The sequence below is a fragment of the Actinoplanes missouriensis 431 genome, from assembly GCF_000284295.1.
Classification (GTDB): domain Bacteria; phylum Actinomycetota; class Actinomycetes; order Mycobacteriales; family Micromonosporaceae; genus Actinoplanes; species Actinoplanes missouriensis.
Map to the genome: position 1 here is coordinate 2,884,271 of NC_017093.1, position 22,539 is coordinate 2,906,809.

Here is a 22,539-nt window from a genome sequence, read left to right on the forward strand (position 1 = left end):
TCTTTCCGGGGTGGTCGTGTGTGTGGGGGAGGTGCATGTCCGTGTTCCGGCGTGCGCTCAGTGGATTCGTCGCTCTGGCGACCGTGGTGGCGGTCTCGTCGTTCGTCGGCGCACCGGCGGCGACCGCTGTCGCGCTGCCGGCCGGCTTCCAGGAACAGGTCGTCTTCAGCGGGCTGAGTTCCCCCGTCGACCTGGAGTTCGCCCAGGACGGGCGCATCCTGGTCGCCGAGAAGGGCGGCCGGATCAAGGTCTTCGACGACCTCGCCGACACGAGCCCCACGGTCTTCGCCGACCTGTCGGCCAACGTGCACAACCAGTGGGACCGGGGCCTGCTCGGCATGGCCCTGGCGCCCGGCTTCCCCGCCGACCCGTACGTCTACGTGCTCTACACCTACGACGCGCCGCCCGGCCAGAGCGCCCCGGTCTGGAACGACGTCTGCGCCAACGCCAACGACGGCCGGTGCGTGGTCACCGGCCGGCTCTCCCGGCTGCGGGCCGACGGCAACACGATGACCGGCGCCGAGCAGGTGCTGCTGCACGACTGGTGCCAGCAGTTCCCCAGCCACTCGATCGGCGACATCGCGTTCGGCGCCGACGGGATGCTCTACGTCGCCGCCGGTGACGGCGCCAGCTTCAACGCTGTCGATTACGGCCAGTTTCCCTCCGGGGCGCCGACCAACCCGTGCGCCGACCCGGCCGGGGAGGGCGGGGCGATGCGGGCGCAGGACATCCGCACACCGGCCGACGAGACCCAGCTGGACGGGACGCTGCTGCGCCTCGACCCGGCGACCGGCGCCGCGGCGCCCGGTAACCCGAACATCGGCGCCGCCGACCCGGACACCCGCCGGATCGTCGCCACCGGCCTGCGCAACCCGTACCGGATCACCATGCGGCCGGGCACCAACGAGACCTGGATCTCCGACACCGGGTGGACCACGTGGGAGGAGGTCAACCGGGTCACCGACCCGACCGCGGGCGTGACCAACTTCGGCTGGCCCTGCTGGGAGGGCAACGCCCGGCAGCCCGGGTACGACAACGCCAACCTGGGGGTCTGCGAGGCCCTCTACACCGCACCGGCCGGCACGCACACCGCGCCGTTCGTCGCCTGGAACCACTCCAGCAAACTCGTCGCGAACGAGGCCTGCCCGACCGGCAGCTCGTCGTCGACAGGCGTGGCGTTCTACCCGGCGGCCGGCGGTCCGTACCCGGCCGCGTACCACGGCGCCGTCTTCTTCGCCGACTACTCGCGCGGATGCGTGTGGGCCTCGCTCCCGTCCACGCCCGGCGGCCTGCCCAACCCGGCGAACCTGCAGACCTTCGTGTCCGCCGCCGCCAAGCCGGTCGATCTCGAGGTCGGCCCCGGCGGCGAGCTCTACTACGCCGACCTGGGCGGCACCATCCGGCGGGTGCGCTACTTCCCGGGCAACCAGCCGCCGAGCGCGGTCATCGACGCGACGCCGACGCAGGGCCCGGCGCCGCTGACCGTGACGTTCAACGGCACCGGCTCCACCGACCCGGACCCGGCCGACGAGGGGCGCCTGCGGTACGCCTGGGACTTCACCGGCGACGGCGTGACCGACTCCACCTCGGCGACGGCGACGTTCACATACGCCACGGCCGGCACCTACACCGCGCGGCTGACCGTGACCGACACCCTGGGCGCCACCCACACCAGCACGATCGCCGTCACGCCCGGCAACGAGGCGCCGACCGCGACCATCGACACGCCGGCCGTGGGCACCACCTGGAAGGTCGGCGACACGATCGGTTTCACCGGCCACGCCACCGACCCCCAGCAGGGCACGCTGCCGGCGTCCCGCCTCGACTGGAACCTGGTCATGCACCACTGCTCGGCGCCGGACACCTGCCACGAGCACGCCATCCGCAGCTGGACCGGCGTGGCGTCCGGATCGTTCGAGGCGCCGGATCACGAATATCCGTCCTACCTGGAGCTGACGCTCAAGGCCACCGACCAGGAGGGCCTGACGCACACCGTGACCCGCCGGCTCGACCCGAAGACGGTCGACCTGACGTTCACGACCGTGCCGGCCGGACTCCCGCTCACCGTCGGCCCGGCGTCCGGCGTGACGCCGTTCACCCGTACCGTGATCCAGGGATCGACCAACTCGGTGTCCGCGCCGTCGCCGCAGGGCTCCTCGACATTCGCGTCCTGGTCCGACGGCGGATCGCAGAGCCACGTCATCACCGCGCCCACGACCGCGACGACGTACACCGCGACCTACACGACCGCCCCGGTGCAGCAGCGGATCGGCCACACGGCGGCCGGCGCGTCGCTGGACAGCGGCGCCATGAACCACATGAACGGCTCGCGATTCGTCACCGGGGCCGACCCGGCATCGGTGACGTCCATGTCGGTCTACCTGAGGTCCGTGCAGGCGGCGCCGAACAACCAGTACCAGCTCGCCGTCTACACCGACGTGAACGGCTCACCCGGCGCCCGGGTGGCCACCAGCGCCTCCGCCGCGCTGACCGCGAACTCGTGGAACACCAGCCCGATCGCCGCGACACTGGCGCCGAACACGGCGTACTGGCTGATGTACAACACCAACGGCGACAACAACCTGAGCTACGACACCGGCAGCGCCAATCAGGGCGCGTGGAGCGGCACCACGGCCTTCGGCACCTGGCCGGCGACGTTCGGCTCGGCCAGCCGGTGGAACGCGAAGTTCTCCATCTACGCGACCGCCGGCGTCGACGACACGGCGCCGCGGGTGACCGTCACGAGCCCGTCCGGCGGGGCCACCGGGGTGTCGGTGAACGCGCCGATCACCGTACGGTTCAGTGAGGGCCTGGCGGCCGGCACGGTCACCGCGGCGAACCTGGAGTTGCGCGGCCCGGGCGGCACGCTCGTCGGCCGGACCGTCACCTATGACGCGGCCGAGCAGGCGGCGACGATCACGCCGTCCGCGCCGCTGGCCGCCGCCACCCGCTACACGGTCACCGTCCGGACCGGCGTGACCGACGCGGCGGGCAACGCGCTCGCCGCCGACCACCAGTTCTCGTTCACCACCGCCGACCCCGGAGCTCCGCGATTCGGGTACGACCAGGTCGGTGGCTCCCTGGACTCCGGCGCCGCGAACTACATGAACGGATCGAGGTTCGTCAACGGCGGGTCGGCGACGACGATCAGCCAGATCTCGGTCTACCTCAGGAGCGTCGCGGCGGCGCCGGCCAACCAGTACCAGGTGGCGATCTACGCCGACGCGAACGGCTCGCCGGGCGCCCTGGTCGCGTCGAGCACGTCCGGCACGCTGACCGCGAACGCGTGGAACAGCCGCCCGGTCGCCGCGACACTGGCGCCGAACACGGCGTACTGGCTGATGTACAACACCGACGGCGACAACAATTTGAGCTACGACACCGGCAGCGCCAACCAGGGCGCCTGGAGCGCGCCGCGTCCGTTCGGCACCTGGCCGGCGTCGTTCGGCACGTCGTCGCGCTGGACCGCGAAGTTCTCCATCTACGCCTCCTGACGCCGGTCTGGAGGCCTAGCGGGCGTCGATGAGACGGTGCCGCTTCGCCCAGTCGGTGATGGCCTCGGCGATGGCCGCCGGTTGGTCCTCAGGGGCGTGGTGGCCGGCGGGGCCGCAGTGCCGGGTCTCGAGCCGGGTGACGTTCGCGGCGCACCACCCGGCCATCTCTGTGCCGATCGAGAGCGTCGGTGAGGAGTCGAAGGTGAGCAGCAGCTTGGGCACCTCATGGCTGTCGGCGAGCCACTTGTCGTACTGCTCGACCCGGTGGGTGACCTCGGGCGGTTGCCCGTCCAGCGGAAGGGAGCGAGCCCATTCCAGGATGGGGCGCCGGCTGGTCCGGGTGGGATACGGGGCGAGGTAGGCCAGCAGATCCTGCTCGGCGACGGGGTTCAGCACGCCGCCGGTGAAGGCCGACTCCACGAACGCGGTCCGGTCGAGGGCCAGATCCTCACCGTGCGGTCCGCGCATGGCCCGAGCGCGGGATCGGGGCCCGTCACCGAGTTCGGCCCAGGTCATGGGCCGCATGATGGTCTCGAAGAACGCCACGCCGCGGACTCGGTCGGGGTGCCGGGCCGCCCAGTCGAAGGCGAGTGCCCCGCCCCAGTCGTGGCCGACAAGGACGGCTTCGTCGAGGCGCATCCGGTCGAACCATGCCTCCAGGTAGCGGGCATGGTCGGCGAACTGATAGGCGATGTCGGGTTTACCGGAGCGGCCCATGCCGATCAGGTCCGGCGCGATCAGGCGAGCCGGCAGGCCGGTCGCGGGCAGCACGTTGCGCCACAGATGAGACGAGGCCGGGTTGCCGTGCAGGAAGACGACGGGTGTGCCGTCACCCGGCACTTCCTGGTAGTGCATGAACGAGTCCAGCACGTCGATGTTCACCACGAGAGCCCCAATCGTTCGTCTGACTAACGTTCAGACCGTAAGTCGTTAGGGCCACTAACGCAACGGGTATGCTGCGGACGTGACTGGCGGCATACCTGACAAGGCGTCCGGGGCGCCGGGACCGAGTGGCCCGATGGCCGGCGCCGCCCGGCTGCGCAGACTCCCGACTCGGCTGCTCTCCTTGGCCGCGACCGAATCTGATCGCCGCGTCAACGAGAAGCTCGCGCTGATCGGCGCCCGCCGGTGGCACTACGCCGTGCTTGCCACGCTTGACGAATTCGGTCCCGAGAGCCAGGCGGAGCTGAGTTCGCGTACCGGCATCTACCGCAGCGACGTGGTAGCGGTGATCAATGAGCTGGCGGAGCGCGGGTTCGTCGAACGGACACCGGACCGCGCCGACCGGCGTCGAAACCTGATCACGCTGACCGAGCCGGGTCAGCAACAGCTGTACACGTTGGATCGGTTGCTGGCCGAGGTGGAGGACGAGGTGCTGGCTCCGCTCACCGCGGCGCAACGAGACCAGTTGGCTCAGTTGCTGACCGTCCTGGTGAACCACCACGGCCGTCAGATGTGACCACGTGCCCGGGAATCACGGGGTGACGAGGCCGGTCCGGTACGCGACGATCACCAGTTGGACGCGGTCGCGGGCGTCGAGTTTGGTCATCAGCCGGCCGACGTAGCTCTTCACGGTGGGCGTCGTGATGTGCATCCGTTCGGCGATCTCGGCGTTGGTGGCGCCCTGCCCGATCAGGGTCAGCACCTGACGCTCCCGCCCGGTGATGCCGTTCAGCGGAACCGGCCCGCCCGGCGCCGGCGAGGGATGCCGGGCCACCATCGCGATCAGGCGCCGGGTCACGCTCGGGGCGATCAGCGCGTCCCCGGTCGCGACCACCCGGACGGCGGTGACGATCTCCTCGAGGGCCATGTCCTTGACCAGGAAACCGGATGCACCGGCGCGCAGTGCCCCGTACACGTATTCGTCGTCGTCGAAGGTGGTGAGCACGACGACGTGGGGACCGCCGGGTTCGGCGGTGATGCGGCGGGTCGCCTCGATGCCGTCGAGGCCGGGCATGCGGATGTCCATCAGCACCACATCGGGATGCAGCTCACGGCTCAGCCGTACGGCGTCGGCGCCGGTCTGCGCCTCACCGGCCACCTCGATGTCGCCGGCGTCGGCGAGAACCATGTGCAGGGCGCTGCGGATCAACGCGTGGTCGTCGGCGAGCAGCACCCGTATGGTCGTCATGCCCCGACCGGCAGCCGCGCTGCGACCTGGAAGCCGCCGCCGCGCCGTGCGCCCGCGGTGAGGGTGCCGTCGAGCAGGGCGACCCGTTCGCGGAGGCCGGTCAGACCGAAGCCTCCGGTGGCCGGGTCACCGCCGCGGCCGTCGTCGCTCACCTCGATGGCGAGTTCGCCGGGGCGGTAGTCGACCGCGATCCGGCAGGTCTCGGCGTGCGCGTGCCGCAGCACGTTGGTGAGCGACTCCTGGATGATGCGGTACGCGGAGAGTTCGACGTCGGCGGCGAGGGACCGCCGCTCGCCGCTGACGATGAGGTCGACCGCGACGCCTGCGGCCGCGGCGGTCGCGACGAGGTGGTCCAGGTCGGCGAGTCCGGGGGCGGGCCGCAGTGGTGCTTCCGTGGCGTGCCGGAGGCCGCCGAGCATGCGGCGCAGCCCGGCCAGGGTGTCCCGGCTGGTGGCCTCGATGGCCAGCATCGCCTCGCGGGCCCGGTCCGGCTGGGTGTCCATCACCCGGGCGGCGGCCCCGGCCTGCAGCGCGATGACGCCGACGCTGTGCGCGACGTGGTCGTGCAGTTCCCGGGAGATGCGCAACCGTTCGGCCATCACGGCCTGGTCAGCGGCCTGCTCGCGGAGCCTGCGGGCGTATTCCCCGGCTTGCCGGACCGTGTAGCCGAGCAAGCCGGCGACCAGAGCGGGCAACACCACGTACGCCAGCCAGAGGGTCCCGTCGATGGCGACACCGACGTCGTCGCCGGGGAAGGGCTGCCGGAACACCACCCGCAGCAGTGCGGCGGCCGGCAACGAGACGAGCACGGGGAGAAGCGCGACGCCCCACGTCCAGGCCCGCCGGGTCATGACGACACGGGCGAGCACCAGGTCGGCGGCGAGGAGGAACAGGCCCAGCATCTGGTCCGGGTGGGCGGCCAGGCCCGGCGGGCCCACGGCGAGCAGGATCGCGAGGGCGCAGACCACCAGCAGGTACAACGCTGTCAGGGGGCGGCGGCGTATCCGGGTGCTCGCACCGAGCCCGGTCATAGCCGCGGCGGCGACGACGGCCCAGCACCAGGCCGGGCGCGGGGACATCACGGACGGCAGGCCGGGCAGGCCGGAGTAGCCGCGCAACGCCCAGAACACGGCGATCGACCAGAGCAGCGCCACCCAGCCGCCCGGCGACAGGCGGCGCGGCGGGATCGGCATGCGGCGAGCCTATCGGCGCGCCCGCGGCGCGGGCATCCGACCGTGGTCGTACGCCCACGGTCGGCACCTGCCGGGGGACCGTGGTCCGATGACCCGGCCGGCGGCAGCCGCAACAGTGATCGGCATGATTGAAGTTGACCAGCTGACCAAACGATACGGGCCCACCACCGCGGTCGCCGGGCTGTCGTTCACCGCCCGGCCCGGCCGGGTCACCGGGTTCCTCGGCCCGAACGGCGCCGGCAAGACGACCACGCTGCGGGTGCTCCTCGGTCTCGACACCGCATCCAGTGGCACCGCCACGATCGGCGGAGTGCCGTTCCGGTCGCACCGGCGCGGTCTGCGGCACGCCGGCGCGCTGCTCGACGCCCAGCAGGCGCATCCCGGTCTGACCGCCACGGCGCACCTGGCGGCGCTGGCCCGCAGCAACGACCTGCCGGGAAGACGGGTCGACGACGTACTCGCCGAGGTCGGCCTCACCCCGGTGGCGCACCGGCGCGTCGGCGCCTACTCCCTGGGCATGCGGCAGCGGCTCGGCGTGGCCACCGCCCTGCTCGGTGACCCGCCGGTGCTCATCTTCGACGAGCCGGTGAACGGGATGGACCCGGAGGGAGTCCACTGGGCGCGCGGGCTGTTCCGCCGGCTCGCGGCCGAGGGACGCACCGTCTTCCTCTCCAGCCACCTGATCGGTGAGATGGCGGCGACCGCGGACGACATCGTCGTGGTCGGCCGGGGCCGGCTGCTCGCGGCGGGCCCGGTCGCCGCGATCACCGGATCCGGCGGCTCGCTGGAGGACGTGTTCCTGCGGCTGACCTCCGCCAGCGTCGACTACCGGGCCGGGGGTGCGTGATGCGCGACGTGATCGCGGCCGAATGGCTCAAAGTGCGTTCGTTGCGCTCCACCCGGTGGACCGTGGCGGGGATCGTGCCGGCGGTGGCGGGCGCGGCGGCGGCGGACGCGTACACGAACCAGCCGGGGAGCCGGTTCGAGCTCGGCGACGCCTTTCCGCCGGCCGGTTTCCTGGTGTTGATCGTGGTGGCGACGGGCTTCGGCGCCTCGACGATGCTCGGCGAGTACAGCAGCGGCCTGATCCGGGCCACCTCGGTCGCCGTCCCGGCCCGCGCGGCGGTGATCGGGGCCAAGGCCGCCGTGCTCGTCGCCCTCTGGACGGTCGCCGGCACGGTCATCGCCGCGAGCTCGTTCGCCGTCGCCGGGCTCGTCCTCGGCGATGTGACGCTCAGCCGGCCCGGAACGGGCGCCGCCCTGCTCGCGGCGATCCTGATCGGGCCGGTGTGCGCTCTGATCGGTCTGAGCCTGGCGGTGCTCGTGCGCCATCCCGGCGCCGTGTACGTCTCCGGGATCGTGCTGCTGGTCCTGGCGCCGCAGATGGTCAGCACCCGCCGGGAGCTGCCGCGGGCGATCAACCATGCGATGCTGCTCCCGGCGTGGCAGCGACTGACCCAGGCGTACGGGACACCGGAGGCGGCCGGCGACATCTACACCACCGCCGTGCAGGCCTGGCTCGTGTACGCGCTGTGGCCGCTGACCCTTCTCGGCGCCGCGGTATGGGTGCACCGGCGCCGCGACGTGTGACGGGGAGCCTTCGCGAAGGACCGCGCCAGGGGGCCGGTCCGGCTTCCGGGGCGGGATGGCCTCCGGGGCGAGTCGCGGTTGACCGACGCCTGCCCGTCGACAATAGTAAGGCGCGTGCCTAAGTATCATGATGAGCTCGACGCCGTGCTCCGCGCTCTCGCGGATCCGACGCGCCGGGCCGTCGTGGAGCGGCTGGCGAAGTCACCGGCCGTCGTGTCCGAACTCGCGGCGCCGTTCTCGATGGCGTTGCCGTCCCTCATGCAGCACCTGCGCGTGCTCGAGAACGCGGGACTGATCACGTCGCAGAAGCAGGGACGCGTCCGCACGGTGAGCCTGCGACCGGGTGCCCTCGACGTCCTGCATCTGTGGCTCGGCGAGCAGCGCACCCCCGCAGAACGCCACGCCGACCGGCTCGGCATCCACCTGGCCCGCACCGATCGTAAGGAGACCTGACATGGCCCGCGTCCGCATCGACCTGTTCGCCTCGCTCGACGGCTACACCGCGGCCGGCCCGACCCCGGACAACCCGATGGGAGAGGACTGGGGACGCCTCACCGCGGCTTACGCGGCGACCCGCACCTTCCACGAGCGCGTCTTCGGCGACACCAGCGGCGCCGGCACCACGGGCGTCGACGAGGCCTACGCCGCCGCGCATTTCGAGGGCATCGGGGCCGAGATCATGGGCGCGGCCATGTTCGGCCTTCACACCTTCCCCGACGATCCGGACTGGAAGGGCTGGTGGGGTGACCAGCCGCCGTTCGGCACCCCGGTCTACGTCCTGACACACACCGCGCCGCGCCCGTCGATCCCGATGCCGGGCGGAACGACATTCCACTTCCGTAACACCGCCATCGAGGAGGTGCTCGCCGAGGCGTCCGAGGCGGCCGGCGGCCTCGACGTGCGCGTCGGCGGCGGGGTCAGCACCGCGCGCGACTTCCTGCGCGCCGGACTGGTCGACCACCTGCACGTCATGATCGCCCCGATCGTGCTCGGCCGCGGCACCCGGCTCTGGGACGACCTGCGCGGTCTCGACCTCACCCACAAGGTGACGACGGAAGTGGCCGAGAGCGGCACGATCCACGTCACCTTCACGCGATAGGACCCACCGATGACGATCGAACGCCGGCTCGCGCACGCGGGGTTCACCCTCACCCGTGACTACCCCGTTCCCGTCCCGCGCGTCTGGGACGCGTTCGCCGACGAGCAGCAGAAACAGGCCTGGTGGGGCGCCGGCGACGCCATCGAGCCCGGCGAGTGGGCGTTCGACTTCCGCGTCGGCGGCCGCGACGTCGCCGAGGGGACATTCCACGACGGGCCGGTCTCGCGGTACGAGGCCACGTACACCGACATCGTCGAGCACGTCCGCATCGTGACCACGTACGACATGTGGCTCGACGGGATCCACATGTCGACGTCGGTGGCTTCGCTGGAGTTCGAGCGGATCGACGAGGGCACCCGGTTCACGCACGTCGAGCACGGCGTGTTCTTCGACCGGTTCTGGGCCGACGGGCCGAACCGCGAGCAAGGCACCGGGGGACTGATCGAGGCTTTGGGCGAATATCTCGCGTGACGCTTTCCGGGGGCCCCGCAGCATGACATCATTGTTGTCATGTCGCAGGGTCGCGGTTCCCGCCTCTACCAGGTTCTCCGGCAGGTCCGGCCGCTCGTGCTCAACTCCGCCAGGGTGGTCGAGGCATCGCTGAAGCCGATGGGCCTGACCGTCGGGATGCGTGCCGTCCTCGAAGTGCTCGCCGAGCACGGACCCGCCACGGTCCCCGCCATCGGGCAACGCCTCGACCTCGCCCGGCAGGGCGTGCAGCGCCACGTCGACGACCTGATCGAACGCGGTCATGTCGAGAGCCGCGCCAATCCCGGTCACCGGCGGTCCGTCCTCATCGCGCTCACCGGGAGCGGCGCCGCGCTGATCGATCGGGTCAGCGACGACGAGCGACGACACCTGTCGCGGATGGCACCGGACTGCACCGCCGAGGAGATCACCGCGGCCGTCAAGGTGCTCGAGGCGCTCAACCGCGACGTCCGCCGGCGCGCCCAGCAACTCCACGACCCCATCGGAGAAACTCATGACCAGTGACCAGGAGATCTACCTCTGGACCACCCGCAATCGGCTGACGATCGCCGACCTGCTCGCATCGCTGGACGGCGCCGGCTGGGACGCGCCCACGCTGTGCTCCGGATGGACCGTGCGCCATCTGGCCGCCCACCTCACCCAGCACGTCTTCGTCGGTTTCGGCCGGTTCTTCCTGACCGCCCTGCGCTACCGCGGCGACACCGACCGGACCGTCGACCACTTCGCCCGGCGACTCGCCCGCAAACCCCCGGCGCAGCTCGTCGCTCTGCTGCGCGAGCACGCCTCCGACCGGGTGAACCCGGCGCGAGTCGGTCCCTTCGGCCCGTTCGCCGAGACCTGCGTCCACCTGCGCGACATGGCGAGACCGCTGGGCCTGACCGCTGACGTGCCGGTCGAGCACTGGCGCGCCCTGCTCGACTATCTCGCCTCACCCGCGGCCGCCCCCGCGCTCGCCCCGGCGGGCCGGCTGAGCGGACTCACCCTCACCGCCACCGACACCGACTGGACGACCGGCCACGGACCCGAGGTGCACGGCCCCGTCGAGGCCTTGGCGATGGCCGCCGCCGGACGATCGGCCGCCATCGCCGATCTCCGCGGACCGGGCCTGCCCGTCCTCGCAGGCCGGCTGACCTCGCGGTAGTGGCCCGTTGACCGGACTAACGCATATCACCACGAGTGTCGCCCGCGTCGTGCCCTCCGACGCCCGGTAGCTGTCAGCGCAGCTGACAGGAAGGGCTGCGTGATGGTGTTCGACGGTGGTGATGTGCGTCGTGTGGAAGTGGTGCGGTTGCCTGAGATCGGTCGAGATCGTCCCCCTGCTGCAGATCGTTCCCTCCAAGAGCAACGAAGAGCGACTGCTGCTGGTTGGCCCCGAACTGGCCAGTGTCGTGGCCACGATCGTCACCCGGGTCCGTGCCGACAACGGCGGCACCGTCCCGCTCGTGGCGCGCTATGACCACCATGAACCCGTCATGGGGCCGCCTCTGCCGCACCTGTTCCAACGCACGTCGGCCCGCCATCACCAATCTCGAGTGATCAGCCCTCGGTCCGTCGCCGACCTGCTCAACACCACGCTGGTACGCATCGGGCTGACCGACGCCGCCGGGGCATCGCTGCGCTTCACACCACACGACTTCCGGCGCATGTTCGCCACCGAGGCCGTCACCGGTGGCCTGCCCATCCACATCGTCGCCCGGCTGCTCGGACACGCCAACCTCGCCACGACCAAGGCATACACCGCCGTGTTTCAAGACGACTTGGTCCGCTCCTACCGCGCCTTCCTCGATCAACAGCGATCAGTTCGACCCGAGGCCGAGTACCGCGAGCCCACCGATACGGACTGGCACGAGTTCCATAGCACTTCGAGTTGCGCAAACTGGAGCTGGGCACCTGTGCGCGACCTTACGGCAGTCCCTGTAAGCACGAACACGCCTGCATCCTGATTCTGACGGCCTGCTGTGGCCCCCACCCGGACGGCTTGAAGTGGCCCCTGCGGGGCTGAGATCTGCGATGGAGTGACGGCTCGATTTGGCCCCACCGGACCCAGAGGCGAGAGCCCCGTCTAGTAACGGAACGTCAACGCCGGTGCAGCAGATGACCCCTGAGTCGTGGAAAGATCCTGTACGTTGCGGCGCAAGATCATCGCTGGGAGAGGTGCGCGAAATGGCCTGGTTGGGGCGTTCCGAAGCGTTGCCATCGGCGGCTGGGCCGTTCGATCGGTGGCTGACGCCCCGCCTGGAGATGTCGTGGAGACCCAGCAGCGCTCCGATCGACGGACCGATCGCGAAGCTCGGCGGCCAGCCATTCTGGTCAGGTGAACCGTTCTGGCCGGTGTCGCGGGGATCCGGTGAACTGATGACGTTCATTGGGCAGTTCCCGTTGCCGGGACCGGGTGCCGGGATGGCCTACTTGTTCGTCAGCGACGAAGACGGCACCTTCGAACTGGAAGGTGGGGAGAACTTGCTTCTGGTTCAGCCGGATGGGCGCGTGCCGTCGTTTGTCCACGGCGAGACGCGACCTACCGGCCCGGCGTTGTGGCGGCGAGGCACGGATTGGTTCGCGCGGGAGCCGGTGGAGTTGTATCTCGACCTCAATGCGCCGGACAGGACTGCGGCTGCGGTGTTCGAGCGGTTGCTCGTCGACCGTGATGCTGCGCTGAAGGGCATGGTGATAGAGGAAGAAGACGATCTTCCTGACCTGGACTGTCGCAGCTATGTGGGCGGCGAGCCCTTGTTCTGGCAGCCGTGGACACCTCCTGAGATTGGTGACTCGTGGCGGTTCTTCTTTCAGTTGGACGGCGCGGAGGGCGTGGGTGACGACGCGTTCGCGCTCAACTTCGGCGGTGGCACCGGTTACGCGTTCTTGAGTGAGGATCAACGGGAGGGGCGGTTCTTCTGGGACTGCGTCTGACTGCACTTTCATGCCGCGATCACTCCGTGGCCATGGCCAGATTTTTCTGGTGAGTGTGGGCCAGACGGTAGGATTCGGTCCCGGTCTCGATGATGTTGCCGCCGAAGGTGAGCCGATCGACAATCGCAGCGCATAGCCGCGGGTCGGTGAAGGTCTTGGTCCAGCCGGAGAACGACTCATTCGACGCGATCGCCACCGAGTTCGTCTCCTCGCGTTCGGTCAAGACCTGGAACAGCAGCTCGGCCCCGTGCCGATCGAGTTCCATATAGCCAAGCTCGTCGATGCAGAGCAGATCGACGCGGCCGTAGCGGGCAATGGTCTTGTTCAGGACCTTCTCGTCGGTGGCCTCGACGAGCTCGTTGACCAGCTTCGCGGCCGGCACGTAGCGGGCCCGGAAGCGTCGACCCTCAACAACGCCCACCCCTCATCGCGATCATCCGCAACCTCAGCGATCGCATCACCGAAGCGCGCCAGAACGGCTGGTTGGGCGAGGTTGAAGGACTCCAGATCGGCCTCGACGCTGCCCGCGCCAAACTCGTCTCGCTCGACCGCGCCAAGCCGACGCCGGCACCCAGCACCACGGACCTCGGCATTCCAGTCATCCGCAGCCGTTGATGGGGGCCCTCAACGATGGGTGACAAGCCGTCGATTCAGTTCGGCGAGCAGCGCCGACGGTCCGGGCGTCATCAGGCCGACGTCGACGATGAAGGCGGCGGCGCCCGAGCGTCGACGTACCCGTGGTGCCCACGCCGGAACGGCGGCGACGGTAGCGGCGTTCAGGCTGGTGGGCGTTACCAGCAGTTCGGTCAACGGGCCGGTGAAGCGCAGCCGGACCGAATGAACCGCCGGCCACGGCAAGAACACCGGTGTGCGGCGGGTAGCCGCGAACTCCAGGCCGGCGGCCGAGGCGCGTATCCAGCCGAGATTGCGGCCGGCGCCGAGGACGGCCCCGGTTGCTCCCGCAATCGCCGTCAGCAGCACCCAGATCACCGTTTCAGTGAAGTCCCACTCCTCCAGCGAGAGGCCGATCGCGATCCCGCGCATCAGCAGAAACACGGGCATGAAGAGCAGTGCCATCCTCAGCCACAGCCGCGACCGGTGCAGACGGAATGTCACCGCGTCGCCGGCTGGTGCGGGGATGAGGTCAACGGTCGACATCAGGGAAGTATCCACAGCCCGGCTTGTCATTGGATCAGCCGAATGATCACAGCCGGAGCTGCGGTCCCAGGTCATTGTCGGTTTTCGGCGTATTCTGTCGGCCTCCTCGAAGACGACCACCGACCTGTCACAGCACGGGATCTCCTTACCGTCGAGAACCCACCCATGCTGGAACCGTGACGTTAGCGGAGGCTACGGATCCATAGATGATCTTCGTAGTTTGGTATAGCTGGCACTACCACCGTGGTGCGGCAGGCGGGACGATCAATTGGCCAGGAGCCGGGATCGATCCCGACGCTGATCCTGGGCAGGATCGATTCATGACCAACAAGACAAAAAACCGCGCCATCGTACGGGGGACAGCCCTCGCCCTCGCGGCATCCGTCGCGCTGACCGGCACCGGAGCGACCGCCGCCATCGCCGCCGACCGGGCGCAGCAGGCAGTCACCGGCGGCTCCGGCGTGAACGACGCCCTGCAGCGCGAGGTCGCCCGGCACGTGCTCGACGCGGGCCCTCCCGGCTACCTCGCCCGCATCGACGACGGGCGCCGCGTCCACACCCTGGCCGCCGGGGTCGCCGACCGGCGCACCGGCCGGCCGATCACCGTCCGGGACCAGTTCGAGGCGGGCAGCAACACCAAGACCTTCACCGCCGTGCTCATCCTGCAGCAGGTCGACCGCGGCCGGATCACGCTGGATGCGCCGGTCGAGAGGTACCTTCCGGGCGTCGTCCCCAACGGGGAGAACATCACGGTCCGGATGCTGCTCAACCACTCCAGCGGCCTGTTCAGCTACACCGGCGACCCGGACTTCTTCGTCGACATGGAGAAAGACCCGCAGCATGTGTACTCCGACGCGGAGCTGCTGGCCATCGCGTTCGCCCACGAGCCGTACTTCCCGCCCGGCAAGGGCTGGGAGTACTCGAACACCAACTACACACTGCTCGGGATGATCCTGCAGAAGCAGACCGGCAAGAGCATGCCGGCGCTGGTGAGACAGCGCATCACCGGCCCGCTCGGCCTGAAGCACACGTACTACGCCGACCCCCGGGCGACGAACACCGGTCCCGGCTACGCCCACGGCTACGCCATCAAGTTCGCCAGTGGCACCCCGCAGTACACCGACACCGCCCGCTGGCCGCTCGGCGGCTGGGCCGGCGCCGCCGGAGCGATGATCACCACCGCCGACGACCTGTCCCGCTTCTTCTCCGCGGTGCTACAGGCCAAGCTGTTCTCCCGGGCGCAGCTGAAGCAGATGAAGACCACCATTCCGTTCTCGGCGGACTTCCCCATGCAGGGCGGCTACGGCCTGGGCCTGATGCGCCACGACACACCGTGTGGCACGGTGTGGGGCCACGGCGGTGACACGATGGGCCACCACAGCACCGCCGCCGCGACCGAGAACGGCAGGCGTACGGCGATCACCGACGCCACCGGCGAACCCGCCGACCTGACCGAGAACCCCGGGGTGCAGAGGTTTTACCAGGCGATCCTCTTCGGCGCCGACACCGTGACCGCCTGCCAGATGCTCGGCAAGCCGGTGCCCGCCGAGGTCCTCGCCAACCTCCGCGGCGACACTCCCGCCACCGACGTCACCAAGTGACAGTCTGACCGCCGCTCCGCCCGCGCCGGCACCCACCGGCGCGGGCGGCCCCGGCGGACCTGCCCGTCGATTGCGTGCGGCTCAGCCGGGTGAGGCCGTGCGGGGACCGGGACGAGCACCTACGGTGATCCAGTGCCTCTCTCGACAACGGCCCGCTCCACGAGCCGGCGGGTGCGGGCATTGCCGCCGCTGCTGGCAGGTGCACCCCGGTGGCTGCTCGCGGTCGCTGGTGTGACGACCACGGCGCTCGGTGTGCTTCTGGTGGTGCGACCGCTGAGCTCGCTGACACTGCTGGGCGTCTATATCGGCGTCAGCTGCGTCATGTCCGGCTTCGGTGACCTGCTCGCCCGCCGCGGCGAGCGGGGAAAGGGCACGCGGCTCGCCGCGATCGTCTGGATTCTCGCGGGCGTGACGGTATTGGCGTGGCTGGGTCGCAGCCTGCAACTGCTGGGCCCGTTCGTGGCGCTGCTGCTCCTCCTCACTGGAGCCTGCCGGCTTCTGGGGATGCGTCGCGGCGAGGGTGTCGAACGGGTGCTGACGGGGGTGTTCGCGCTCGCGCAGGTCGCTTTCGGTCTGGTCGCGTTGCTGTGGCCGGATGTCACCCTGCTAGTCGTCGCGTTCCTCTTCGGCGTGCGTACCACCGGTTTCGGTCTCGCACTGCTATGGCGAGCGGCAACGACCGCCGGCGAGAGCCGGTCCGGCAGCGGCGCCGGCGGGGCGCCCTCGCGCCTCACCGAGTACACCGGGCGGCTTGCAGTGCGGTGGGTGGCGGCAGCGGTCGTGCTGCTCATGGCTGCGGTCAGCGTCGTGGTCAGCGTGCAGCTGCGGCGGGGGATCCCGGTGCTCGACGACTTCTACGACGCACCGGCGGCTGTTCCCCCGGTGCCGGGGCGACTGCTGCGGGCCGAGCCGTACGAGGGGGATCTGCCCTCGGGGTTGAGCGCGCAGCGGATCCTCTACACCACCACCGCCGAGGACGGGGTTCCGGCGCTGGCCAGTGCGGTGCTCGCCATGCCCACCGCAGCGACCGGCCGGCCGATGCCGCTGATCGCCTGGGCGCACGGCACGGTCGGCGTGGCGCGGGCGTGTGCGCCGAGCCTCGGGCGCGACGCCATCTCCACCGAAGGCATGCCTGCCATGGATTCATTGGCACGCAACGGCTGGGCCATGGTCGCCACCGACTACACCGGACAGGGCACCGAGGGCGCCTTCCCGTACCTGATCGGGCAGGGTGAGGGACGCTCGGTCCTGGACGCCGTGCGGGCCGCGCACCAGGTCGACGGCCTCGACCTGGCCGGCGAGACGGTGATCTGGGGGCACTCCCAGGGCGGGCACGCCGCGCTCTGGGCGGGGCAGCTGGCCTTGGCGTACGCGCCGGAGCTGAACGTCGTCGGCATCGCTGCGCTGTCGGCGGCCAGCGACCCGCTGGCTCTGGCGGAAGTCGTCACCGCCAACCCCGGGGCGCTGGGCGCCAGCCTGGCCATCTCGTTCGTGCTGACCGCCTACAGCCGGACCTACCCGGACGTCTCCCTCGACGACGCCACTCCCGCCGCGCGCACGCTGGTGCGGGAGGCGGCCGCCCGCTGCACCAGTGAACCGGGGACGCTGGTCACCGTCCTGACCGGCGTCGCCGTCTCCAAGGACACCCCCATCCTGGCTCGGGATCCGGCGACCGGGGCGGTGGGGCGCCGGCTCCGGCAGAACGTCGCTCACGGACCGTGGGCCGCCCCGCTGTTCATCGGGCAGGGCAGCACGGACGAGGTCATCCCCGCCCGGCTGCAGGACGACTACGTGGCCCGGTTGTGCGCCGCCGGCCGTCCCCTCCGCTACACGCGGTATGCCGGGAGGTCGCACATGGGCGTGCTCGAGCGCGATTCGCCGCTCAACGCCGACCTGGAGCGGTGGACGAAGGATCGGCTCGCCGGCCGGCCCCACCAGGACGACTGTGCGTGACGAGGTTCCGCGCCCGTCCACCTTGCCGAGTTCGCCGGACGGTGACCGATGTGGTTGGTGCCGGCATGATCGGGAATACCAGCCCTGTGCTAGAGGACGCTCGTGGCGCTGTTGATGTCGGAACCGCCGTCGGCACCGTTCCAGGACGGGATCCGCGACGTCGGTGGTGGATCCTCGTCGCGGCCGGTGCCGTCCTGCTCGTAGGGTCGTATGCCGGGTTTGTTCTGACCGCGACGGGACAGGCCCTGGAGAATGCCGCGCTGCGCGGGGCCGACCAGGTCGCCCCGCGCAGTCTTGCCGAGTCCGACGACGCACTCGCGGGCATCACGGTCGCCTCGCTCGCGGTGGCATGCACGGTGATCGTCATGGCGGGGCTGCTGCGGAGATCCGTGCCGCTGGCGGCGGCCGCGGTGGGAACGGTGGTCGTCGGTCAGGTCGTGACGCAGGTCCTCAAGCAGTTCATCCTGCCGCGCCCTGCTCTGGTCACGGCATCCGAGGCCTACACCGGTAACAGCTTCCCGAGCGGGCACACGGCTATCGCGCTGACGGTGCTCGCCGCCACGCTCATGCTCGTGACATGGCGCGTGCGCGGTGTCGCGCTGTTCGTCGTGGCGAGCTGGGCGGTCGCGATCGCCGGTTACACGCTGGAGTCCAAGTGGCACCGGCTCAGCGACACGCTCGGTTCGGCGGCGGTGACCCTCGTCGTGGCGTCGCTCGCGTCGCTGTGGCTGCACAGGCGTGGGCTCGTCCGCACGGTCGGCACCGGCGGTCACCGCGCGCGGATCGTGCTGGTAGCCGCGCCGCTCGCGATCGGGGCCGTCGTCTCGGCTGCGCTCGGTGTGTTTCTGCTTGTCGCGTCGGACGACGTGCTCGGGGTCAACCCGGTGACCGAGTACAACGTGTACCTGGCACTCCAGTCGCTGGCCGCGGCCGGGTCCGCCGCGACCGCCCTCGCCCTGTGGTGGAGCTGGCACCGCATCGAGGTCGTCACCCCACCCTGGCGGCGCACCAGGAACGTGGCCGCGCGGGACTGAGCGAGATCCTCGGCAGCCGCTTGCGGGTGTTGTGGATCCGTGAGCGCAGACGCTGCTGCTGATCGCCACCGACCCGGCACTACGCCACGCGTACCTCGACACCCCCGCCGAGATCGAGCCACCACTCACCACCCGGCCCGCTCCGGGGAAGTCCCGGCGTGAACAGCGATTGACCACGAACCGACCTGGTAGGTGAGCACCCGCACGACCGACTCTGGGCACCCACCGCATCACCGCCCGGAGGCGCACCATGCTCCGATCGCCCGCTTCACCGGTGAACACCGCCGGCAACCCGACGATCTCGCCGCTCGCCGCCTGGACCACCAGCATCGCGGCCACCGCGGCCTCCACCTACGCGCTGGACGCCTGCGCGGCGGCCGCCGGAGCCGTCCTGGTCGCCTCCGGGCTGCTCGCCGATCTCGGTCATCGATCGGTGGTGGTGTTCCTCCTCGCGACCTACGGCCCAGCGCGGCGCGCACGGCTACGGTGCGGTCCTGCTGTGCCGGGCAAAATCTAAGGCACCGGATTCCAGTACGCCGGGGGCAGGCCGACCGTATCGGTCCGGGCGGTGAACAGTCGCCCGGAGTCCGGGTGTCGCGCCAGGTCGTCGCTGGTCAGGCCGGTGGTGGCGGTGGTGATGACGAGGGTGTCGAGGGCGGGCCCGGCGAACGCGACGCTGGACGTGTGCGGGGCGTCGACGGCGACGGTGGCGAGCAGCCGGCCCTCCGGGGTGCGGCGTTCGACGCGGCCGCGGCCCCAGATGGCGATCCACAGGTTGCCGTCGGCGTCGGCGCACATGCCGTCGGGGTGACCGTCGGTGACCGTGAACGCTTCCTGGCGAGGGCCGGTGCCGCCGGTGGCCGGGTCGTAGTCGCGGACCCACACCGTGCCGGGGACGGTGTCGATGCTGTAGAGCCGGTCACCGGCCGGGCTCCAGGCCAGGCCGTTGGAGAGGGTCAGGTCGGCGTCGAGCGTGGTCAGGCCGTCGTCGCCGAGCCGGACCAGGACCTCGGCGCCGGATTCCTCCCGCGGGTCGAGGCTGCCGACCAGGAACCGCCCGGCCGGGTCGACCGCGCCGTCGTTGAGCCGGCTGCGGCTGCCCTCGGGCAGCACCCGTGCCAGTTCGGTGCGCGTGCCGTCGAGGTCCACGCGGGTCAGGGTCGCGCGCTCGGCGACGATCAGCTCGCCGGTGGCGGCCACGGCGACCGCGCCGGTCTCGGCGGTGAACGACCACGACCCGGTGGCGGTGATCCGCCCGGAGCCGGGGTCGAGCCGGCCCCGGTGGACGGTGTGGCCGTCGATGTCGACCCAGAGCAGCCGGTCCCGGATCGGATCCCAGACCGGTCCCTCGCCCAGCGCGAAGACGCCGGCGCCGGCGGGCCGAGCGGTGCAGGTGAGTGTCACAGCAGCTCCGTAGGGTCGGCGAGGCGCTACCTGCTCAGCCTCGTCTCCATCCAGGCGATGGCGAAGTCGACGACCTCCGCGGCCTCGAACAGGTGGCTCTCGGCGGCGCCGACGTTACCCGTCCGGCCGATCCCCGCGGCGAGCATGTCCCGGGCGATGGCTTCGAACGGGTCCATCCCGGCGGGCACCACGGCCGCGTAGTCGAACGCCCCGTCCTCCGAGTCGATGTCGTGGAACCGGCGCCAGACCCGCTCACCCCGTACCAGGATGGGTTGTTCGTAATCCACGAACCGCTTGCCGGGGGCCTCGGCGAGCGCCTCGGCGTGGTGCAGCAGCGTCATGGTGTCCAGCGGGGCGCCGAGCAGCAGGACCCGGCCGCGGAGGGCGGTCAGCCGGGCGAGGGGACTGCCGGGACCGTGCGGATCGTCCCACGGGTGGTCGGCCATCAGGTCGGCTGCCGCTGCTCCCAGGGCCGCGAAACTGACATCCGGGTGACGGCTGCGGACGGCGCCGGGCCAGCGGCGCAGCGCCTCCGGGAGACGGCCGTTGTTGTGGTCGGCCTCGCTGATGGCAGGGTCGTAGGCGGGGTGCTCCGCGCGTACGGCGTCCTGCCACTCCTCGGGCCAGGTGACGAAGTCGTAGGGCGGCGCGTCGTTCCAGCCGCAGGTCACCATGAGGGTGCCCGGTGTGCCCACGACGTCCTGGAGAGCGCCGATGATGGTGGGTGACCCGCCTGCCACGTACCCGATGGCGGACATGCGGGTGTGGAACATGACGACGTCGCCGGTTCCGAGGCCGAGCGCGGCCAGGTCGCGGCTGATCCGGCTGCGGGTCACGGGACCGCCGGAACGCTTGAGCAACTCCATTTCGTCCATGGTCGGAAACCCTTCCCTGAGCCGCGAGCCGTGAGCAACCGCATTAGGTTCGGTGCCGGGAGGTCCCGTGCCGCCGGGACCTTCGTCTCTGCCGTCCGGCGGCCCGCGAGACGATGCTGACAGCGACGGAGGGGGTCTCGATGCTGTGGTTGGTTCTCATCATGCTCACTCTGATCATCGCCGGTGGCCTGCTGATGTGGACCGAGAAGGATCAGCTCGCCGGGAAGGACTCGCCGGCCGGGGGCAGCGGTGCGGAGGACGCCGGCGCGGCGGCCGTGCCGACCACGCTGGAGGGCGCCCTGGTGGTGCAGCTCCTCGGCGGAGCGATCACCCGGGCGCAGTACCAGGCGGCGCTGACCCGGCTGGCCGAACGCGACGACGATCGCGATCCGATGTCCGTGCCGGACGCCGATCCGCCGGAGGCGTGCCCCTGACGGCTGTCCGTCTCCCGGTCATCGGACTCCCGGCACGTCGTGCCGGCTCGTGGAAATCGACCTATCCCGCGGACTTGAGCGACCGGGCTACCTCAGCGAAGCCGTAGTCGAGCATCTCCGTCTCGTAGGCGCGGACCGCTTCCAGCAGCGCCGCTCCCTCGGTGAGCCTGCGGCACAGCAGCCCCGCGTCCCGCAGGGCCACCGCTGCGCTGGTGCCCTGGGGGATCATGGTGTGGATGGCGTCGCCCATGAGGGTCACCGGCACGGTCGTCCAGTGCTCCAGCGGCTGGGCCGTCCGCGCGGTCGTGAAGTGCACGCTGCCCGGCTCGCCGAGCCGCACCACCGCGGACAGACTCGGATGCCAGTCCGTGACGAACTGCGCCGCAGCCTCCCGCATCGCGTGCTGATCCAAGGTGGACACGTCGGCCGGGAAGCGAGCGGCGGGCCCGCCGACGACCCACATCACGTAATCGTCGCCGCCGAAACGGAACCGGTGCGCGGCCAGCGGCATGAACCGGCCGTCGCCGCCCGCGACCATGCAGAACCCGTCGAGTGCGGCGGCCGGCAGCAGCGCACGGACCTCGTCGGTGAGCATCGTCTTGCCGTAGAGCTCCCACGTGCCGGTCTCGATGACCCGCGCCTGCGGCAGCAGCTGCGCCCGGATCCGCGAGTGCGTGCCGTCGGCAGCCACCAGCAGGTCGCCTTCCGCGCTCGCCCCGCCCGCGAACTCGGCCCGGACCCGACCGTCCGGCAGTAACGCGAAGCGCTCGAATGCGGCCCCGTACCGCACGTCCAGCCCTGTCAGCAGGATCCGCCGGAGGGTCTGCCGGTCGACGGTCAGGTGCCGGCCACCGGGCCCGTCGGCGTCTGCCCGCTGCGGTACCAGATGCTCCTGAATGGTGCGCAGTTGCGGATCAAGCACCCGCCAGCCCGAGCCTGGCAGCCCGGACGTCGCCAGCACCTCGGCGTGCAGCTCTGGCGGCAGGCAATCGCGCATGGCCAGCTCGCCCTCCGGGGCGATGTGGATGCGGTATCCCTGGCTGAGCTGATCCGCCCGGTCCCGCTCGAACACGGTGGCGCCCACCCCCGCACGTCGCAGCCCTTGCGCGAGCAGCGGCCCGGCGAGACCTGCTCCGATGATAATGATGTCCATAAATCGAGACTATCTGAACAC

General features: G+C 70.7%; 22 protein-coding genes and 2 pseudogenes. 16 read left to right on the forward strand and 8 right to left on the reverse strand.

The genetic code is table 11. The features are described 5' to 3' along the window. Positions 1 to 35: 35 nt before the first annotated feature. Positions 36 to 3,494 (forward strand): PQQ-dependent sugar dehydrogenase, encoded by a 3,459-nt coding sequence (locus tag AMIS_RS41205; protein WP_014442855.1) that lies wholly within the window; start codon positions 36 to 38, stop codon positions 3,492 to 3,494. 15 nt (positions 3,495 to 3,509) lie between these two features. Here AMIS_RS41205 and AMIS_RS13510 read toward each other — a convergent pair whose 3' ends face one another. After that, positions 3,510 to 4,379, reverse strand: coding sequence for a haloalkane dehalogenase (locus tag AMIS_RS13510; protein WP_014442856.1), 870 nt, complete (start codon positions 4,377 to 4,379; stop codon positions 3,510 to 3,512). Positions 4,380 to 4,512: 133 nt separating this feature from the next. On the opposite strand from AMIS_RS13510, the gene AMIS_RS13515 reads away from it, so the two are divergent. Then, a complete protein-coding gene (locus AMIS_RS13515; protein ID WP_014442857.1) occupies positions 4,513 to 4,953 on the forward strand; it encodes a MarR family winged helix-turn-helix transcriptional regulator in 441 nt (146 codons plus the stop codon). Positions 4,954 to 4,968: 15 nt separating this feature from the next. On the opposite strand, the gene AMIS_RS13520 is transcribed toward AMIS_RS13515, so the two are convergent. Beyond that, a complete protein-coding gene (locus tag AMIS_RS13520; RefSeq protein WP_014442858.1) occupies positions 4,969 to 5,625 on the reverse strand; it encodes a response regulator transcription factor in 657 nt (218 codons plus the stop codon). Next, entirely contained in the window at positions 5,622 to 6,818 is a 1,197-nt protein-coding gene (locus AMIS_RS13525) for a sensor histidine kinase (RefSeq protein ID WP_014442859.1), read from the reverse strand. Before AMIS_RS13525 ends, AMIS_RS13520 begins: the two co-directional genes overlap by 4 nt. A gap of 124 nt (positions 6,819 to 6,942) precedes the next feature. On the opposite strand from AMIS_RS13525, the pseudogene AMIS_RS13530 reads away from it, so the two are divergent. The 9 genes and pseudogenes from AMIS_RS13530 to AMIS_RS13570 form a co-directional block, all read left to right on the forward strand. Then, positions 6,943 to 7,596 (forward strand): annotated as a pseudogene (locus AMIS_RS13530) (ABC transporter ATP-binding protein); the annotation flags it as partial. A 68-nt stretch (positions 7,597 to 7,664) separates the two neighbouring features. Further along, a complete protein-coding gene (locus AMIS_RS13535; RefSeq protein ID WP_063711213.1) occupies positions 7,665 to 8,408 on the forward strand; it encodes an ABC transporter permease in 744 nt (247 codons plus the stop codon). Positions 8,409 to 8,522: 114 nt separating this feature from the next. Further along, on the forward strand, positions 8,523 to 8,861 hold the full coding sequence (locus tag AMIS_RS13540; protein ID WP_014442862.1) for an ArsR/SmtB family transcription factor: 339 nt from the start codon (positions 8,523 to 8,525) through the stop codon (positions 8,859 to 8,861). Position 8,862: 1 nt separating this feature from the next. Continuing rightward, complete coding sequence (locus AMIS_RS13545; RefSeq protein WP_014442863.1) at positions 8,863 to 9,507, forward strand: dihydrofolate reductase family protein; 645 nt, start codon at positions 8,863 to 8,865, stop codon at positions 9,505 to 9,507. A gap of 9 nt (positions 9,508 to 9,516) precedes the next feature. Next, on the forward strand, positions 9,517 to 9,978 hold the full coding sequence (locus AMIS_RS13550) for an SRPBCC domain-containing protein (protein ID WP_014442864.1): 462 nt from the start codon (positions 9,517 to 9,519) through the stop codon (positions 9,976 to 9,978). Between the two features lie 39 nt (positions 9,979 to 10,017). Next, positions 10,018 to 10,500 (forward strand): MarR family winged helix-turn-helix transcriptional regulator, encoded by a 483-nt coding sequence (locus AMIS_RS13555; protein WP_014442865.1) that lies wholly within the window; start codon positions 10,018 to 10,020, stop codon positions 10,498 to 10,500. Further along, positions 10,490 to 11,137: a maleylpyruvate isomerase family mycothiol-dependent enzyme gene (locus AMIS_RS13560; protein WP_014442866.1), complete on the forward strand. Its 648-nt coding sequence runs from the start codon at positions 10,490 to 10,492 to the stop codon at positions 11,135 to 11,137. The genes AMIS_RS13555 and AMIS_RS13560 overlap by 11 nt, the downstream gene beginning before the upstream one ends. Positions 11,138 to 11,258: 121 nt before the next feature. Further along, positions 11,259 to 11,939: a tyrosine-type recombinase/integrase gene (locus AMIS_RS13565; RefSeq protein ID WP_014442867.1), complete on the forward strand. Its 681-nt coding sequence runs from the start codon at positions 11,259 to 11,261 to the stop codon at positions 11,937 to 11,939. A gap of 151 nt (positions 11,940 to 12,090) precedes the next feature. Continuing rightward, positions 12,091 to 12,906 carry a hypothetical protein gene (locus AMIS_RS13570; RefSeq protein ID WP_231859390.1) on the forward strand — a complete coding sequence of 272 codons (816 nt, stop codon included), beginning with the start codon at positions 12,091 to 12,093 and terminating at the stop codon, positions 12,904 to 12,906. 19 nt (positions 12,907 to 12,925) lie between these two features. Here the strand turns inward: AMIS_RS13570 and AMIS_RS13575 are convergent. Together AMIS_RS13575 and AMIS_RS13580 are read right to left on the reverse strand one after the other, a co-directional pair. Then, a pseudogene (locus AMIS_RS13575) lies at positions 12,926 to 13,303 on the reverse strand (ATP-binding protein); the annotation flags it as partial. 227 nt (positions 13,304 to 13,530) lie between these two features. After that, a complete protein-coding gene (locus tag AMIS_RS13580) occupies positions 13,531 to 14,064 on the reverse strand; it encodes a hypothetical protein (protein ID WP_014442871.1) in 534 nt (177 codons plus the stop codon). A gap of 320 nt (positions 14,065 to 14,384) precedes the next feature. On the opposite strand from AMIS_RS13580, the gene AMIS_RS13585 reads away from it, so the two are divergent. The 4 genes from AMIS_RS13585 to AMIS_RS13600 all read left to right on the forward strand — a co-directional run bounded on the left by AMIS_RS13585 (position 14,385) and on the right by AMIS_RS13600 (position 19,169). Further along, positions 14,385 to 15,665, forward strand: coding sequence for a serine hydrolase domain-containing protein (locus tag AMIS_RS13585; RefSeq protein ID WP_014442872.1), 1,281 nt, complete (start codon positions 14,385 to 14,387; stop codon positions 15,663 to 15,665). Between the two features lie 132 nt (positions 15,666 to 15,797). After that, complete coding sequence (locus tag AMIS_RS13590; RefSeq protein ID WP_063711144.1) at positions 15,798 to 17,618, forward strand: lipase family protein; 1,821 nt, start codon at positions 15,798 to 15,800, stop codon at positions 17,616 to 17,618. 65 nt (positions 17,619 to 17,683) lie between these two features. After that, positions 17,684 to 18,652, forward strand: a complete 969-nt coding sequence (locus AMIS_RS13595) for a phosphatase PAP2 family protein (protein WP_014442874.1) — start codon at positions 17,684 to 17,686, stop codon at positions 18,650 to 18,652. A 250-nt stretch (positions 18,653 to 18,902) separates the two neighbouring features. Next, on the forward strand, positions 18,903 to 19,169 hold the full coding sequence (locus AMIS_RS13600) for a hypothetical protein (protein WP_157434849.1): 267 nt from the start codon (positions 18,903 to 18,905) through the stop codon (positions 19,167 to 19,169). Here AMIS_RS13600 and AMIS_RS13605 read toward each other — a convergent pair. Together AMIS_RS13605 and aac(3) are read right to left on the reverse strand one after the other, a co-directional pair. Next, positions 19,166 to 20,056 carry an SMP-30/gluconolactonase/LRE family protein gene (locus AMIS_RS13605; RefSeq protein ID WP_014442875.1) on the reverse strand — a complete coding sequence of 297 codons (891 nt, stop codon included), beginning with the start codon at positions 20,054 to 20,056 and terminating at the stop codon, positions 19,166 to 19,168. The genes AMIS_RS13600 and AMIS_RS13605 overlap by 4 nt on opposite strands. 26 nt (positions 20,057 to 20,082) lie before the next feature. Further along, positions 20,083 to 20,931 (reverse strand): aminoglycoside 3-N-acetyltransferase, encoded by an 849-nt coding sequence (gene aac(3) / locus AMIS_RS13610; RefSeq protein WP_014442876.1) that lies wholly within the window; start codon positions 20,929 to 20,931, stop codon positions 20,083 to 20,085. A 161-nt stretch (positions 20,932 to 21,092) separates the two neighbouring features. Here aac(3) and AMIS_RS13615 point away from each other — a divergent pair, with 161 nt between their 5' ends. Further along, a complete protein-coding gene (locus AMIS_RS13615) occupies positions 21,093 to 21,365 on the forward strand; it encodes a hypothetical protein (RefSeq protein ID WP_157434850.1) in 273 nt (90 codons plus the stop codon). A gap of 61 nt (positions 21,366 to 21,426) precedes the next feature. Here the strand turns inward: AMIS_RS13615 and AMIS_RS13620 are convergent, their stop codons facing one another. Continuing rightward, positions 21,427 to 22,518 carry an FAD-dependent oxidoreductase gene (locus tag AMIS_RS13620; RefSeq protein ID WP_014442878.1) on the reverse strand — a complete coding sequence of 364 codons (1,092 nt, stop codon included), beginning with the start codon at positions 22,516 to 22,518 and terminating at the stop codon, positions 21,427 to 21,429. Positions 22,519 to 22,539: the final 21 nt, after the last annotated feature.

Excerpts from the sequence above, each read along its gene's own strand:
- AMIS_RS41205 (WP_014442855.1), top strand. The coding sequence starts at position 36 with ATGTCCGTGTTCCGGCGTGCGCTCAGTGGATTCGTCGCTCTGGCGACC.
- AMIS_RS13535 (WP_063711213.1), top strand. The coding sequence starts at position 7,665 with ATGCGCGACGTGATCGCGGCCGAATGGCTCAAAGTGCGTTCGTTGCGC.
- AMIS_RS13520 (WP_014442858.1), bottom strand. The coding sequence starts at position 5,625 with ATGACGACCATACGGGTGCTGCTCGCCGACGACCACGCGTTGATCCGC.
- AMIS_RS13570 (WP_231859390.1), top strand. The coding sequence starts at position 12,091 with ATGACCCCTGAGTCGTGGAAAGATCCTGTACGTTGCGGCGCAAGATCA.
- AMIS_RS13585 (WP_014442872.1), top strand. The coding sequence starts at position 14,385 with ATGACCAACAAGACAAAAAACCGCGCCATCGTACGGGGGACAGCCCTC.
- AMIS_RS13620 (WP_014442878.1), bottom strand. The coding sequence starts at position 22,518 with ATGGACATCATTATCATCGGAGCAGGTCTCGCCGGGCCGCTGCTCGCG.
- AMIS_RS13595 (WP_014442874.1), top strand. The coding sequence starts at position 17,684 with ATGATCGGGAATACCAGCCCTGTGCTAGAGGACGCTCGTGGCGCTGTT.
- AMIS_RS13560 (WP_014442866.1), top strand. The coding sequence starts at position 10,490 with ATGACCAGTGACCAGGAGATCTACCTCTGGACCACCCGCAATCGGCTG.
- AMIS_RS13580 (WP_014442871.1), bottom strand. The coding sequence starts at position 14,064 with ATGTCGACCGTTGACCTCATCCCCGCACCAGCCGGCGACGCGGTGACA.
- AMIS_RS13565 (WP_014442867.1), top strand. The coding sequence starts at position 11,259 with ATGTGCGTCGTGTGGAAGTGGTGCGGTTGCCTGAGATCGGTCGAGATC.
- AMIS_RS13515 (WP_014442857.1), top strand. The coding sequence starts at position 4,513 with ATGGCCGGCGCCGCCCGGCTGCGCAGACTCCCGACTCGGCTGCTCTCC.
- AMIS_RS13545 (WP_014442863.1), top strand. The coding sequence starts at position 8,863 with ATGGCCCGCGTCCGCATCGACCTGTTCGCCTCGCTCGACGGCTACACC.
- AMIS_RS13600 (WP_157434849.1), top strand. The coding sequence starts at position 18,903 with ATGCTCCGATCGCCCGCTTCACCGGTGAACACCGCCGGCAACCCGACG.
- AMIS_RS13615 (WP_157434850.1), top strand. The coding sequence starts at position 21,093 with ATGCTCACTCTGATCATCGCCGGTGGCCTGCTGATGTGGACCGAGAAG.
- AMIS_RS13550 (WP_014442864.1), top strand. The coding sequence starts at position 9,517 with ATGACGATCGAACGCCGGCTCGCGCACGCGGGGTTCACCCTCACCCGT.
- AMIS_RS13525 (WP_014442859.1), bottom strand. The coding sequence starts at position 6,818 with ATGCCGATCCCGCCGCGCCGCCTGTCGCCGGGCGGCTGGGTGGCGCTG.
- AMIS_RS13555 (WP_014442865.1), top strand. The coding sequence starts at position 10,018 with ATGTCGCAGGGTCGCGGTTCCCGCCTCTACCAGGTTCTCCGGCAGGTC.